Source organism: Nonomuraea phyllanthi (genome assembly GCF_006334985.2).
Lineage (GTDB): Bacteria > Actinomycetota > Actinomycetes > Streptosporangiales > Streptosporangiaceae > Nonomuraea > Nonomuraea phyllanthi.
Genome location: NZ_VDLX02000010.1, coordinates 118,889 through 132,599, shown reverse-complemented (window position 1 = coordinate 132,599; position 13,711 = coordinate 118,889). Strand labels below are relative to the sequence as shown.

At 71.5% G+C, this 13,711-nt stretch carries 12 protein-coding genes; 5 read left to right on the top strand and 7 right to left on the bottom strand.

Annotation, left to right across the window (positions count from 1 at the left end; translation table 11 throughout):
* Positions 1–6 precede the first annotated feature (6 nt).
* From FH608_RS26315 to FH608_RS26300, 4 genes are read right to left on the bottom strand one after another with little or no spacing between them, the layout of a single operon-like run.
* The gene (locus tag FH608_RS26315; RefSeq protein WP_139633283.1) at positions 7–1,212 is read right to left on the bottom strand and encodes an ROK family transcriptional regulator; all 1,206 of its coding nucleotides are present in this window, start codon (positions 1,210–1,212) and stop codon (positions 7–9) included.
* 38 nt (positions 1,213–1,250) lie between these two features.
* Positions 1,251–2,513 carry a sugar ABC transporter permease gene (locus FH608_RS26310; RefSeq protein ID WP_139633282.1) on the bottom strand — a complete coding sequence of 421 codons (1,263 nt, stop codon included), beginning with the start codon at positions 2,511–2,513 and terminating at the stop codon, positions 1,251–1,253.
* Positions 2,510–3,274, bottom strand: coding sequence for an ATP-binding cassette domain-containing protein (locus FH608_RS26305; RefSeq protein WP_139633281.1), 765 nt, complete (start codon positions 3,272–3,274; stop codon positions 2,510–2,512). The genes FH608_RS26310 and FH608_RS26305 overlap by 4 nt, the downstream gene beginning before the upstream one ends.
* Positions 3,275–3,325: 51 nt before the next feature.
* Positions 3,326–4,444 carry a sugar ABC transporter substrate-binding protein gene (locus FH608_RS26300; RefSeq protein WP_139633280.1) on the bottom strand — a complete coding sequence of 373 codons (1,119 nt, stop codon included), beginning with the start codon at positions 4,442–4,444 and terminating at the stop codon, positions 3,326–3,328.
* Positions 4,445–4,698: 254 nt separating this feature from the next.
* Between FH608_RS26300 and FH608_RS26295 the strand changes: the two genes are divergently transcribed.
* On the top strand, positions 4,699–5,130 hold the full coding sequence (locus FH608_RS26295; RefSeq protein WP_226899911.1) for a nuclear transport factor 2 family protein: 432 nt from the start codon (positions 4,699–4,701) through the stop codon (positions 5,128–5,130).
* 136 nt (positions 5,131–5,266) lie between these two features.
* Entirely contained in the window at positions 5,267–6,706 is a 1,440-nt protein-coding gene (locus FH608_RS26290) for an ankyrin repeat domain-containing protein (protein WP_139633278.1), read from the top strand.
* A gap of 5 nt (positions 6,707–6,711) precedes the next feature.
* Here FH608_RS26290 and FH608_RS26285 read toward each other — a convergent pair whose 3' ends face one another.
* Positions 6,712–7,443: a sulfite exporter TauE/SafE family protein gene (locus FH608_RS26285; protein WP_226899910.1), complete on the bottom strand. Its 732-nt coding sequence runs from the start codon at positions 7,441–7,443 to the stop codon at positions 6,712–6,714.
* A 58-nt stretch (positions 7,444–7,501) separates the two neighbouring features.
* Here FH608_RS26285 and FH608_RS26280 point away from each other — a divergent pair, with 58 nt between their 5' ends.
* On the top strand, positions 7,502–8,293 hold the full coding sequence (locus tag FH608_RS26280; RefSeq protein WP_226899909.1) for a neutral zinc metallopeptidase: 792 nt from the start codon (positions 7,502–7,504) through the stop codon (positions 8,291–8,293).
* Here the strand turns inward: FH608_RS26280 and FH608_RS26275 are convergent.
* Positions 8,230–8,910 (bottom strand): TetR/AcrR family transcriptional regulator C-terminal domain-containing protein, encoded by a 681-nt coding sequence (locus FH608_RS26275; RefSeq protein WP_193318625.1) that lies wholly within the window; start codon positions 8,908–8,910, stop codon positions 8,230–8,232. The genes FH608_RS26280 and FH608_RS26275 overlap by 64 nt on opposite strands.
* 71 nt (positions 8,911–8,981) lie before the next feature.
* Between FH608_RS26275 and FH608_RS26270 the strand changes: the two genes are divergently transcribed.
* Both FH608_RS26270 and FH608_RS26265 read left to right on the top strand, forming a co-directional pair.
* Complete coding sequence (locus FH608_RS26270; RefSeq protein ID WP_139633276.1) at positions 8,982–9,899, top strand: ATP-binding cassette domain-containing protein; 918 nt, start codon at positions 8,982–8,984, stop codon at positions 9,897–9,899.
* Between the two features lie 13 nt (positions 9,900–9,912).
* Positions 9,913–10,725, top strand: a complete 813-nt coding sequence (locus FH608_RS26265; RefSeq protein WP_139633275.1) for an ABC transporter permease — start codon at positions 9,913–9,915, stop codon at positions 10,723–10,725.
* A gap of 199 nt (positions 10,726–10,924) precedes the next feature.
* Here the strand turns inward: FH608_RS26265 and acnA are convergent, their stop codons facing one another.
* Entirely contained in the window at positions 10,925–13,654 is a 2,730-nt protein-coding gene (gene acnA / locus FH608_RS26260; protein WP_139633274.1) for an aconitate hydratase AcnA, read from the bottom strand.
* Positions 13,655–13,711 lie beyond the last annotated feature (57 nt).

Sequence of the window (13,711 nt, the reverse complement as noted above, 5' to 3'; positions counted from 1 at the left end):
CCCGGATCAGGCGTGGGCGCGGGCCAGGACCTCCAGGGGGTCGGCGAGGACGTGGGCGAAGGCGAGCTCGGCCGCGCCGACCAGCGTGGCGGCGTCGCCGAGCGACGACGTGCGCAGCCGCAGCCGCTCCCGCTGCGGCGCCATCGCGTGCAGCGCCAGCTGGGTGCGCACCTGCGCCGCCGACCCCAGGTAGACCTCCCGCAGCATCCCCCCGAAGATCACCATTTCCGGGTTGAAGATGTTCGCCAGGTTCGCCACGCCGAGGCCCAGCCAGTCGCCGACCTTGCAGAGCGCGGCCTGCGCCTCGATGTCGCCCCGGTCGGCGGCCTCCACCACGGCGCGCACCGCGTCGCGCCCGTGCTGCCCGGGGCCGACGCGGCCGGCCGACTCCAGCAGCGCCCGCTCCCCCACCTCCGCCTCCAGGCAGCCGTGCGAGCCGCAGCCGCAGGCGCGGCCCCCCGGGTTGACGACCATGTGGCCGACCTCGCCGCCGTAGCCGTCGTGGCCGCCCAGCAGGTGGCCGCCCGCGATGATGCCGCCGCCGATCCCCACGTCCCCGTGCAGGTAGATGAGGTCCCTGATGCCGGCCCCGACGCCGCGGCTGTGCTCGGCGAGCGCGCCCAGGTTGGCGTCGTTGCCCACGCTGACCGGCAGGCCGAGGCCCAGCCTGCGGCTCAGCTCCTCGCCGAACGGCACCTCCTCGGCCAGCAGGTTGGGCCCGAACCGCACCACCCCGTCGGCCTTGCGCACCCCGCCCGACACGGCCGCCGCCGCGCCGACGCAGACGGTGTCGTCCCTGGTCTTGCGCCGCATCTGCCTCGCGAAGCCGGCCAGCGTCCCGGCCAGCTCCTCCAGCATGAACGGGCCGCGCTCGCGGGCCGTCTCCCGGCGGTCGAGGATCACCCCGCCCAGCCCCACGCGGGCCACCGCGAGCCGGTCGGGGCCCACGTCGAAGGCGAACACGTACACCCGCGCCGACTCGGGGCGCACGACCAGCGAGGGCCGCCCCGCACGGCCCGTCTCGCGCGGCAGCTCCTCCCGCACCAGCCCGGCGGCGGTGAGGTCGGAGGTCAGCGCCATGATGGTGCTGCGGTTGAGCCCCATCTTCGAGGTCAGCTCGGCGCGCGAGATCGGCCCGCCCAGGTGGACATGGCGAAGCAGCGCGCCGAGATTGTGGCGCCTGATGTCCTCTTGGGAAGGGCCGGCACGCATGGTCTGGGGTTCCTTGGGCGGGGGCTGCGAGTCGCTGATCACCTTAGACCAGCGGCAGCCGCCCGCTTGCGCGCCAGGGCGTCCACGCCCGCGGCGAGCAGCAGGACAGACCCGGTGACCAGGTATTTCACACTGGCTCCGTACCCCATCAGCCCCATTCCGTTCTCGATGACCGCCACCACGGCGCCGCCGAGCACGGCGTCGAGCACCCTGCCCTTGCCGCCGAACAGGCTGGTGCCGCCGATGACCGCCGCGCCGACCGCGTACAGCAGGACGGAGCTGCCGCCCGTGTTCGGGTCGACGGAGCTGGCCCTGGAGGCGGCCACGATCCCGCCGACCGCCGCCATCGACGAGCAGATCACGAACGCGCTGATCCTGATCCGGTCGACCGGGATGCCCGCCCGGCGCGCGGCCTCGGTGTTGCCGCCGACCGCGTAGATGTGCCGCCCGAACGCGGTACGGCGCAGCACCAGCGTCCACACGACCAGCAGCACCAGGATCACCGGCACCACGATCGGCACGCCGGTCAGCGAGACCAGGGCCGGGTTGCGGCTGCGTTCGAGGTTGAGCACGTAGACGGCCAGCCCGGCCAGCACCGCGAGCGCGCCCACGCGCGCCGCGATCAGCGACATCGGGTCGGACGTCAGCCCGCGCCTGGAACGCTTGGCGGCCCGCAGCAGCTGCACCGCGGCGAAGACCAGCACGCAGAACGCGTAGAGCGCCCAGCCCAGCCAGGGCGGCAGGTTCTCGTTCGCGATGGCGACGATCACGCTGTTCCTGATGGAGATGTTCGTGCCCTCGTCGACCAGCACCAGGACCAGGCCCTGGAAGGCGAGGAACGCGGCCAGCGTGACCACGAACGACGGGATGCCGACCTTGGCGACCAGCGCGCCGAGCGCGGTGCCGATGACCACGCCGGTCGCGATGGCGGCCAGCACGCACACGTACCAGGGCAGGCCCGCGGAGGTCAGCGTGACGGCGAGCACCGCCGCGCACACGCCGCTGGCGAAGCCCGCCGACAGGTCGATCTCGCCGAGCAGCAGCACGAACACCAGGCCCATCGCGATCAGCGTGATCGCGGCGCCCTGGGTGAAGAGGTTGGCGAAGTTGATGGAGGTGACGAAGGCGGGCCGGGCGATGGCGAAGACCGTGCAGAGCACGATCAGGCCGAGCACGGCGGGCAGCGCGCCCATGTCCCCGCCGCGTACCCGCTCGACGTAGGCGACGAAGCTGTGACCGATCGACGGCGACCGCGTCGCGGTGACGATGGCCTCGCCGGGAAGGTCCTTGACCTTGCTCATGGGGTGACCCCGTTCTTGAGGCCGAGATCGCCGCTGCGGCCTGAGGTGATCAGTTCGACGACCTGGGCGTGCGTCACGTCGGCGGTCTTGACCTGGGCGGCCATCCTGCCGAGGTAGAGCGCCGCGATCCGGTCGGAGACGGCGAAGACGTCGTTCATGTTGTGCGAGATGAGCACGACGGCCAGCCCGGTGTCGGCCAGGCGGCGCACCAGTTCCAGCACCTGCGCGGTCTGGGCGACGCCCAGCGCCGCGGTCGGCTCGTCGAGGATGACGACCTTGCTGTTCCACAGCACGGCCTTGGCGATGGCCACGGTCTGCCGCTGCCCGCCGGACAGGCTGGAGACCTGCTGCCTGATGGACTTCACCGTGCGCACGGACAGGCTGCTGAGGGTCTGCGCGGCCAGTTCCTCCATGCTGTCCTCGTCGAGCAGGAGGCCGTTCTTGCGCTCCCTGCCGAGGAACATGTTCTGGACGATGTCGAGGTTGTCGCACAGCGCCAGGTCCTGGTAGACGATCTCGATGCCGAGCTCGCCCGCGTCGCGCGGGCCGTGGACCTGCACCGGGTTGCCGTCGAAGAGGATCTCGCCGCCGTCGATCGGGTAGATGCCGCCGACGCACTTGACGAGCGTCGACTTGCCCGCGCCGTTGTCGCCGACCAGGGCCGTCACCTCGCCGGCGTACGCCGCGAACTCGACCTTGTGCAGGACTTTCACCGGGCCGAAGCTCTTGTCGATTCCGCGTACTTCAAGGAGGGGGATCATGGGGCTCCCTAGGAGAGGGGACGCGACCGGTCGGGCCGCGCCCCCTTGGTGTTACTGGATACCGGCCTCGGTGCACTTCTCGGCGAAGTCACCCGTGCACAGTTCCTCCTTGGTCACGTAACCGTCGGCCACCACGTCCTTGACGTTGTCGAAGTAGATGGCCTGCGGCTCCATCAGCTCGGCCGGCACGTCCTGACCGCTCTCGGGGTCCTTGACGCTGCCGCTCGCCGCGGGCTTCTCGCCCTTGGCCAGCGCCACCGCGAGCTTGGCCGCGGCGTCGGCCTCCTTCTTGACGGCCTTGTAGACCGTCATGCACTGGTCACCCGCGAGGATGTTCTGCAGGCCCTGGACGGTGGCGTCCTGGCCGGTGACCGGCACCTTGCCGTTGAGGTTGTTCTTCTTCAGCACGGTGATGGCGGCGTTGCCCAGGCCGTCGTTGGCGGCCAGCACGCCGGCGATCTTCGGCTCCTGGGTGAGCATCTGCTCGAAGATCGTTCCCGCCTGGGTGTTGTCCCACTCGGGCACGTCCTGGTCGGGGCCCTTGACGTACTCGCCGGAGTCGAACTTCGGCTTGAGCACCCCGTCGTAGCCCTGCTTGAACAGCGTGGCGTTGTTGTCGGTCGGGGAGCCGTTCAGGTAGGCGACGATGGGCTTGTCGGCCTTCTTGTCGGTCAGGCACTTGCTCAGGCCTTCGCCTTGCAACGTTCCGACCTTGGTGTTGTCGAAGCTGACGTAGTACGCGGCGCCGCCGCCGAGCGTCAGCCGGTCGTAGTCGATCACGGGCACGCCCTGCGACTTGGCCTTGTCGATGACGGCCTTGCCGCTGCCGCTGTCCAGGTTCACGATCATCAGGACGGTGGCGCCGTTGGTGACCATCTGGTCGGCGATCGTCTGGAACGCCGTCTTGTCGTTCTGAGCGTTCTGGATGTCGTACGCGACACCGGCCGCCTTGAACGCCTCTTCGAGGTACTTGCGGTCCGCCGTCTCCCACCGGGCCGAGGACTTGCTGTCCGGCAGGATGACGCCGACCTTCCCGGCTTTGGCCGCTTCTGAGGCCGAAGCCGAGGAGGAGGTCGACGCCGAGGTCTGACCGCTTTCGCCCCCGCATGCGGTGAGACCGAGGGCGAGCGCGGCTGCCGTGGCGGTCAGGCTGAGGATCCCCTTGCGCATGGTGCAGGGTCCTTTCTTCCGGAGGGGCCCGGATGAATGTTGTTTGCGGCAACGTATTCCGGGACGGCCTGCTTTGGAAGACCCTGCGAGACGGTAGTTTGTTGTTTCGGGTAACAATCCAGAAACGCCCGCCTACCTCACGGGTAATCGCCACGGCGGCGCGAGCTCCGGAAGACTCCTCCCCGATGACTTCCACGACTTCCTCCGCAAAGACCTCCACGCCCGCCGGAACGGCGGCTCCGCGAGGACGGACCATGACCCGTGACACCGTGCAGGAGCTGCTGCGCCGGATGGCCGAAGGCGACCACGACCGGACCGCCGAGCTCTTCGCCGACGACATCGACTGGAAGCTCGGCTGGCCCGAACAGGGCCATCCGGCGACGCCCTGGATCCGGCCGCGCACCGGCCGCCGGGACCTGGCCGAGCACTTCCGCCTGCTGGACGAGCACCACGTACGCGAGCTGAACGCGACCTCGGTGGCGCGGATCCTGGTGGACGGGGACGACGCGGTGGTCACCGGCGACATCGTCCAGACCGTGAGGGCCACCGGCACGGCCTACACGGCCGCCTTCGCGCTCCACGTGACGGTCAAGGACGGTCTCATCACGCGGTTCCACCTCTACGAGGACAGCCTCTCCGTGGTCCGCGCCCACTCCGGCGGCGCCGCTCCGGCCGGATTGGCGTAGGCTGGGCGGGCGCGCTCAGGGCGCGCCCACGTCCGCGGGAAGGGCCGAGCCCACCTGGTGTTCACCGGACGACTCGGCGTGACCTCTTTTCCGGCCTGATCATGCGGACGCCAGGCCAGACGGAAAGGAGGCCCTGGTGCCCGTCCACCGCCTGCCCGACAACCCCAGCCTCGAACGGCTCCGCAAGCAGGCCAAGACCCTGCTGCGCTTCGCCGGAGCGGGGGTGCCCGAGGCGCTCGGGCTCGTCACCGAGTTCCATCCCCGCCCGCCGCGCACGCTCAAGCTGTCCGACGCGCAACTCGTCACCGCCCGCATGTACGGCTTCGCGACCTGGCCCAGGCTGAAGGAGCACATCGGCACGGTCGAGCGCTACACGCGCTCGCCGCACCGGGTCGCGCCGAGCCGGGAGCCGGCGGAGGAGTTCCTGCGGCTCGCCTGCCTCACCTACGGCGCCGACTCCCCGGACCGCACCCGGCAGGCCGGCCTGCTGCTGGCCCGCGATCCGGGGCTCGCCACCGCGAACGTCTTCACGATGGCCGCCACCGGCTCGGCCGACGCGCTGGCGGAGCTGCTGGCCGGCGATCCCGGCCCGGCCAGGGCGCAGGGCGGCCCCTTCGGGTGGGAGCCGCTGCTCTACCTCGCCTACGCGCGCCTCGACCCTCCCGGCCGGTACGTCGAGGCGGCCCGGCTCCTCCTCCGGCACGGCGCCGACCCCGACGCCGGGTTCCTGTGGGACGGGCTGACCTCGCCGTTCACCGCGCTCACCGGCGCGTTCGGCGGAGGGGAGGGCGACCAGCCGCCGCACCCGCAGGGCCAGGCGCTGGCCAGGCTGCTGCTGGAGGCCGGAGCCGACCCCAACGACGCCCAGACCCTCTACAACCGCGGGCTCGGCGGCTCGTTCACCGACGACACCAGCCACCTGCGGCTGCTGCTGGCGTTCGGCCTGGGGCGCGGCCAGGGCGGGCCGTGGCACGCCCGGCTGGGGCCGACGCTCCAGACGCCCCGCCGGCTGTTGCGCGACGAGCTGGCCACCGCGGCGCTGCGCGGCGGGCCGCGGCGGGCGCGGCTGCTCCTCGCCGGTGGCGCGGAGGTCGACGGGATCGGCGGGCATCCCGCCTTCGAGGGGCGCACGCCGTACGAGCTGGCCCTGGTCAACGGGCACACCGAGGTCGCGGAGATCCTGGCCGAGGCGGGCGCGTCCGCGGTGCTCGACGAGACGGACGCGTTCACCGCCGCCTGCATGCGCGCCGACGCCGGCGCGGTCGCCGCCTTCGGCCCGGAGGTCGCGAGGCGGGTGCTCGCCCGCTCCCCCGAGCTGATCAACCGCGCGGCCGAGCATCGCAGTCCGGCGGCGGTGCGGCTGCTCGTGGAGCTCGGCTTCGACGTGAACCACCTGCGCCGCGCCACGCCGCTGCACCAGGCGGCGTGGCACGACGACGTCGACCTGGCCAGGACCCTGGTCGAGCTCGGCGCCGACCCGTCGATCGAGGACGCTGAGCACGGCTCGACCCCGCTCGGCTGGGCCGAGTACGGCGGCAGGCACCGCGTGGCGGCCTACCTGCGCACCCTCACCTGAGAGGGTCACCGGTGCATGATCAGGTTCTGCACGATGAGGCCCAGGGCGGAGGCGGCGGCCACGGCGAGGACCGCCGTCCGCACCCGGCCGCCGTCGAGGTAGCGCCGCAACGGCCCGGAGACCAGGAACCCGAGCACCATGGGCACGACCAGCGCCGCCCCCGTCATCAGCGCCCGGGCCGGAAGCTCGCCCACGACCGCGAGCATGATCATGGACAGGACCGCGCTCAGGAAGAAGTACATCGCCAGCGTCGCCCTGATCTGCGGCCCCTTGGCGTGCTGGTAGACGAGCGCCATGGGCGGCCCGCCGATGCCGGTCGCGGTCCCGGTGATCCCGGAGACGAATCCGGCGGAGGCGACCGTCACGCCGTTGCGCGGCACGCTCAGCGCCCTGGCCGTCAGCGCCACGGCGAGGAGGACCATCGCGGCGACGAAGAGGCCCCTGACGGACACGGAGACGTAGACAACGATGACCGCGCCCAAGACGCCCCCGGGGAGCCTACCGAGCACGCCGAAGCCGAGCCCGCGCCAATCCACCATCCGCCATTCGGCGGCCAGCGTGAACAGCGGGAGCGTGACGTTGACCACCTGGATCGCTCCCGGCATGAGGTCGGGGGCCAGCATGGTGAGCACCGGCGCGGAGACCAGTCCGACCCCGAAACCCACGGCCCCTTGGACGATCGCACCCACAAAGACCGACAAACCACCAATTATCAGCACCAATGCCGTATCAGCCATGGGCGAGAGTCAATCACCCTTACTCTCCGTCGCCGCGGTCCACCCTTAAGCTGCTCCCGTGCGATCTCTCCCCCGCGTCCTGACCCTGCTCGCGGCCCTGACAGCTCTGACCACCCTGACAGCCCTCCGCGTGCCCGCCGAGGCCGCCGAGGCCGCCGACGGGCAGGTCACCGACGCCCACGCCGTCCCCGTCAAGAGCCCGTTCGCGAAGAAGGCCGGGAAGCCGGCGCGCACGTCGTGCCCCGAGACGGAGATCGCGCACGGCGGGGTCCCGCGGGCGCGCCAGTACCTCGGCGTCGTCATTAAATGTCTGGACAAGTCATGGGGTGCGTACTTCGCCCGCGCCGGCTGGACGTTCCGCAAGCCCGTCGTCCGCTACTACGACGAGCCCGCCGGCACCGTGTGCGGAGGGCCGTGGCCCGGGGAGGCGGCGGTCTTCTACTGCCCCGGGCACTCCACCATCGTGTTCCCGCTCACCGGCCGCTGGATCGAGAACAGGACCGACCTCTACCCCTTCAAGGTCGCCGCCCACGAGTACGCCCACCACCTGCAGAAGCTGCGCGGCCTCCGGCCCGGCGCCGAGCGCTCGGGCGAGCCGAAGCGGCGCTACGAGCTGCAGGCCGACTGCCTGGCCGGGGTGTTCCTCGGCAGCGTGTGGCACTCGCTCGACCGCGGCGACCAGGACTGGGAGGCGCTGCTGGACGCCACCCGGGCCAGCGGCGACGAGGAGGACGGCCGCCACAGTCACGGCGCGCCCGCCAGCCGGGCCTCCTGGCTCAAGCGGGGCTACCTGGCCGTCTCCCCCTCCGCCTGCGACACCTGGTCGGCGCCGGCCGCCGCGGTGGACTGAGCCCCGAGCCGCCGCTCCATCCCGTCCAGCACGAGCTGCAGCCCGCCCTCGAACGACCGGTCGCCCTGCGGGTCGCCCACCTCCGCCAGGCCCGCCATCAGCCGCGGGTAGGCCGCCTGGAACGCTTCCATGTCCGGCCGGGCGTGCCCCACGTCCGAGCGCATCCGGTCGGCCTGCTCCTCCAGCACGAAGCCGGCGACGTAGCCGCTGACCGCGAACAGCCCGCGCACGGCGTCGCCGACGGCGAACCCCGCCGACTCCAGCCCCGCCACCGCCCGCTCCACCCGCGCGAAGAGCTCGGGCGAGGGCCGCGTGCCGGCCACCAGCTTGGCGCCGTCGCGGTGGGAGTTGAGCATGGCCCGCTCGGAGTGGGCGTAGCCGGCGATCCACTCCCGCCACCCGTCGGGCTCCTTCAGCTCGGGCCGGGACATGTGGGCCGCCATCATGGCCGCCGCCATCGCGTCCAGCAGCTGCTGCTTGTTCTTGAAGTGCCAGTAGAGAGCCGGGGCCTGCACGCCCAGCTCGCCGGCGAGCCGCCGCAGGGTCAGCCCGTCGAGCCCGAGCTCGTCCAGGAGCCGTAGCGCGGTCGCGACGATGGTGCCTTTTTCGAGTGCCACGGTTGACAGCTTAACAATGTTCAATCCATCCTTAACAGCGTTAGATTTAACACCGTTAAGGAGGTGTTCGGATGATCTACGTAGAAGGGCTGCGGAAGCGGTACAAGGCCAAGGAGGCGCTCAGGGGCATCGACCTCGAGGTCCCCGCGGGCACCGTCTGCGGCCTGCTCGGACCCAACGGGGCGGGCAAGACCACCGCCGTGCGGATCCTCGCCACGCTCCTGCGGCCCGACGCGGGCCGGGCCGAGGTCGCCGGCCTGGACGTGGTCCGCGACGCCGACCGGCTGCGCTTCCGCATCGGCCTGGCCGGTCAGCACGCGGCCGTCGACGAGCTGCTGACCGGGCGGCGCAACCTGGAGCTGTTCGCCCGGCTCTACCACCTGTCCAGGGCCGGCGCGCGGCGCAGGGCCGGCGAGCTGCTGGAGCGGTTCGGGCTGGCGGAGGCGGGGCGGCGGCCGGTCAAGGAGTACTCCGGCGGCATGCGGCGGCGGCTCGACCTGGCGGCCAGCCTGATCGTGTCGCCGCCGGTGCTGTTCATGGACGAGCCGACCACCGGGCTCGACCCGCGCAGCCGGATGCAGCTGTGGGACCTCCTGCGCGACCTGGTGAAGGAGGGCACGACGCTGCTGCTGACCACGCAGTACCTCGACGAGGCCGACCAGCTGGCGGATCAGGTCGTGGTGCTCAGGGAGGGCGTGGTGGCCGCCGCGGGCTCGCCCGCCGAGCTGAAGCGGGCCGTCGGAGGCGACCGCGTACGCGTCCTCTTCCGGGAGGCGCGCGACGTGGACGCGGGGCTGCGGGTCCTCCGCGCCACCGGGTCGCCGGAGCTCGACGGCGCGGACGCGCGGCAGGTCACCGTGCCCGCCGCCGACGGCGCGCAGTCGCTCGTCCGCATCGCCGGCGCGCTGGACGCCGCCGGCATCCCCGTCGAGGACCTGGCGCTGCGCCGGCCCACCCTCGACGAAGTCTTCCTCCGCCTGACGGCCTGAAGGAGCGACGCAGATGACGAAGCCCTCGTTCGACACCCTGCGCTGGACCGTGCTCGACTCGCTCACCATCGCGGGCCGCACCTACTCGCGCCAGGCCGCCCAGCCCGGCGAGATCCTCGCGTTCCTGGTCTTCCCCGTGATCATGACCGTGCTGTTCGGGTACGTCTTCGGCAGCGCGATCACCCTGCCCAACGGCGGCGACTACCGCGACTACCTCATGCCGGGCATCTTCATGCAGGTCATGGCCATGACCGCGACGGCGGCGGCGACCGCCGTGGGAGAGGACATGGCGCGCGGGATCATCGACAGGTTCCGCGCCCAGCCCATCGCCCGCAGCGCCGTGCTGGTGGGCCGCAGCGTGGCCGACCTGTCGATGCACCTGCTGTCGCTGGCCGCCATGGTGCTGGCCGGGATCCTGCTGGCCGGGTGGCGGGCGCACGGGAGCCTCGGCGCGACGGCGGCCGCGTTCGGGCTGCTGGTGCTGTTCGGGTTCGCGATGATCTGGGTGGGGACGTACATCGGGCTGTGGGTCCAGAGCGGCGCGCAGGCGGACGCGGCCACGTTCGGCTGGCTGTTCCCGATGACGTTCCTGGCCAACACCTTCGTGCCCATCGAGGGGCTGCCGGCCTGGCTCAAGCCCGTCGCCGACTGGAACCCCATGAGCGCCGTCGTGGCCGCCACCCGCGAGCTGTTCGGCAACCCCACCTCGGTCTCCTCCGCCTGGCCGCTGCGGCATCCGGTGGCGGCGAGCGTGCTGTGGTCGGTGGCGATCATCGTGGTGTTCGTGCCGCTGTCCGTCAACCGCTACCGGTCCACGTCCCGCTGAGCAGCCGGACCACGGCACCGGAGCGGGCGGCCCGGAGCGCGAAGAGCCGCCAGGCGGGGGTTGTCCCGCCGGGCGGCTCTCCATGTGTCGGGTGGTTCCCCCGATACGGGCGCGTGAGGATCGCGCCCAACCCCGGCTCAAGGCAAGCCAAGGGTTCCCGGCCCCCGCGCGGCTCATGACCGCGCGCGGGCCCGGGAAGTCACTTCGCGAGCAACGAGCGAAGAACGTACTGCATGATCCCGCCGTGCCGGTAGTAGTCGGCCTCGCCCGGCGTGTCGATGCGCAGCACCGCGTCGAACTCCACCTCGCCGGCCTTGACGTGCACCGTACGCGGGATGCCACCGGAGTTGAGCTCCGTGACGCCCGTGAGGTCGAACGTCTCCTCGCCGGTCAGCCCCAGCGACGCGGCCGTGACGCCCTCGGGGAACTGCAGCGGCAGCACGCCCATGCCGATCAGGTTGGAGCGGTGGATGCGCTCGTAGGACTCGGCGATGACGGCGCGCACGCCGAGCAGCGCCGTGCCCTTGGCCGCCCAGTCGCGCGAGGAGCCGGAGCCGTACTCCTTGCCCGCCAGCACCACCAGCGGCGTCCCGGCCGCGGCGTAGTTGACGGAGGCGTCGTAGATGAACGACACCGGGCCGTCGGGCTGGGTGAAGTCGCGGGTGTAGCCGCCCTCGGTGCCCGGCGCGATCTGGTTGCGCAGGCGGATGTTGGCGAACGTGCCGCGGATCATCACCTCGTGGTTGCCGCGCCGCGAGCCGTAGGAATTGAAGTCCTTCACCTCGACGCCGTTGGCCCGCAGGTATTGGGCGGCCGGGGTGCCGACCTTGATGGAGCCGGCCGGCGAGATGTGGTCGGTGGTGACCGAGTCGCCGACCTTGACCAGGACGCGGGCGCCGGTGATGTCGGTGACGGGCTCGGGCTCGTGCGGCATGCCGTCGAAGTAGGGGGCCTTACGCACGTAGGTGGAGTCGGCGTCCCACTCGAACGTGTCGCCCGTCGGGACGGGCAGCGAGCGCCAGTGGTCGTCGCCCTTGAAGACGTCGGCGTAGTCGCGCTCGAACATGTCACGGCCGATGGAGGAGTTGACCACCGCGGAGATCTCCTCCGGCGCGGGCCAGATGTCCTTCAGGTAGACCGGCTGCCCGTCGGCGCCCGTGCCGAGCGGCTCGGTGTCGAGGTCGATGTCCATGGTCCCGGCCAGCGCGTAGGCCACCACGAGCGGCGGCGAGGCCAGGTAGTTCATCTTCACGTCGGGGTTGATGCGGCCCTCGAAGTTGCGGTTGCCCGACAGCACGGCGGTGACCGCGAGGTCGTTGGCCTGGACCGCCTCGGAGATCTCCGGCAGGAGCGGCCCCGAGTTGCCGATGCAGGTGGTGCAGCCGTAGCCGACGAGGTTGAAGCCGATCTTGTCGAGGTACGGCTGGAGCCCCGAGCGCTCGAAGTAGCCGGTGACGACCTGCGAGCCGGGCGCCAGCGAGGTCTTGACCCACGGCTTGCGGGTCAGGCCCTTGTCGACGGCGTTGCGGGCCAGCAGCGCCGCGCCGAGCATGACGTACGGGTTGGAGGTGTTGGTGCACGAGGTGATCGCGGCGATCGAGACGATGCCGTGGTCGATCTCGAACGAGGTGCCGTCGGAGAGCGTGACGGGCACCGGCTTGTGCGGCCGCTCGCCGTTGGCGCGGGCGTTGGAGGCGGGCGCGTCGGAGGCCGGGAAGGTCTCCTCGACCGCCTCGTCGACGTTGTCCTCGACGTAGTTCTTGACGTCGTGGCGCCAGGTGGTCTTGGCGGCCGACAGCGCGATGCGGTCCTGCGGGCGCTTGGGGCCGGCGATCGACGGGACGACGGTGCCGAGGTCGAGCTCGATGTACTCGGAGAACGCCGGCTCGGGAGCGGCCGGGTCGAGCCAGAGGCCCTGGGTCCTGGCGTACGCCTCGACGAGCGCGATCTGCTCCTCGGGGCGCCCGGTCAGCCGCAGGTAGTCGATGGTCTGGCCGTCGATCGGGAAGATCGCGCAGGTGGAGCCGAACTCGGGGCTCATGTTGCCGATCGTGGCCCGGTCGGCCAGCGGCACGGACGCGACGCCCTCGCCGTAGAACTCGACGAACTTGCCGACCACGCCGTGCTTGCGCAGGATCTCGGTGATCGTCAGCACCAGGTCGGTGGCGGTGGCCCCGGCGGGCAGCTTGCCGCTGAGCTTGAAGCCGACGACGCGCGGGATGAGCATGGAGATCGGCTGGCCGAGCATCGCGGCCTCGGCCTCGATGCCGCCGACGCCCCAGCCGAGGACGCCGATGCCGTTCTCCATCGTGGTGTGGGAGTCGGTGCCGACGCAGGTGTCGGGGTAAGCCTTGCCGTCGCGGGTCATCACCACGCGGGCCAGGTGCTCGATGTTGACCTGGTGGACGATGCCGGTGCCGGGCGGGACGACCTTGAACTCGTCGAAGGCGGTCTGGCCCCAGCGCAGGAACTGGTAGCGCTCGCGGTTGCGCTCGTACTCGCGCTCGACGTTGCGCTGGAAGGCGTCGGGGTGGCCGAAGTAGTCGACGATGACCGAGTGGTCGATGACCATCTCGGCCGGCGCCAGCGGGTTGATGCGGGCCGGGTCGCCGCCGAGGTCGCGCACGGCCTCGCGCATGGTGGCCAGGTCGACCACGCAGGGCACGCCGGTGAAGTCCTGCATGATCACGCGGGCGGGCGTGAACTGGATCTCCACGCTCGGCGCCGCGTTCGGGTCCCAGCCGCCCAGCGCGCGGATGTGGTCGGCGGTGATGTTGGCGCCGTCCTCGGTGCGGAGGAGGTTTTCCAGCAGGATCTTCAGGCTGTACGGGAGGCGTGCGGCGCCCTCGACGGCATCCAGCCGGAAAATCTCGTACGACGCGTCGCCGACGCGTAGCGTGTCACGGCTGCCGAAGCTGTTCGCGGACACGGTGATTCGCCTCCTCATCAGACAGGTTCCAGACCAAATCCTGCCGCACTCTCCGAA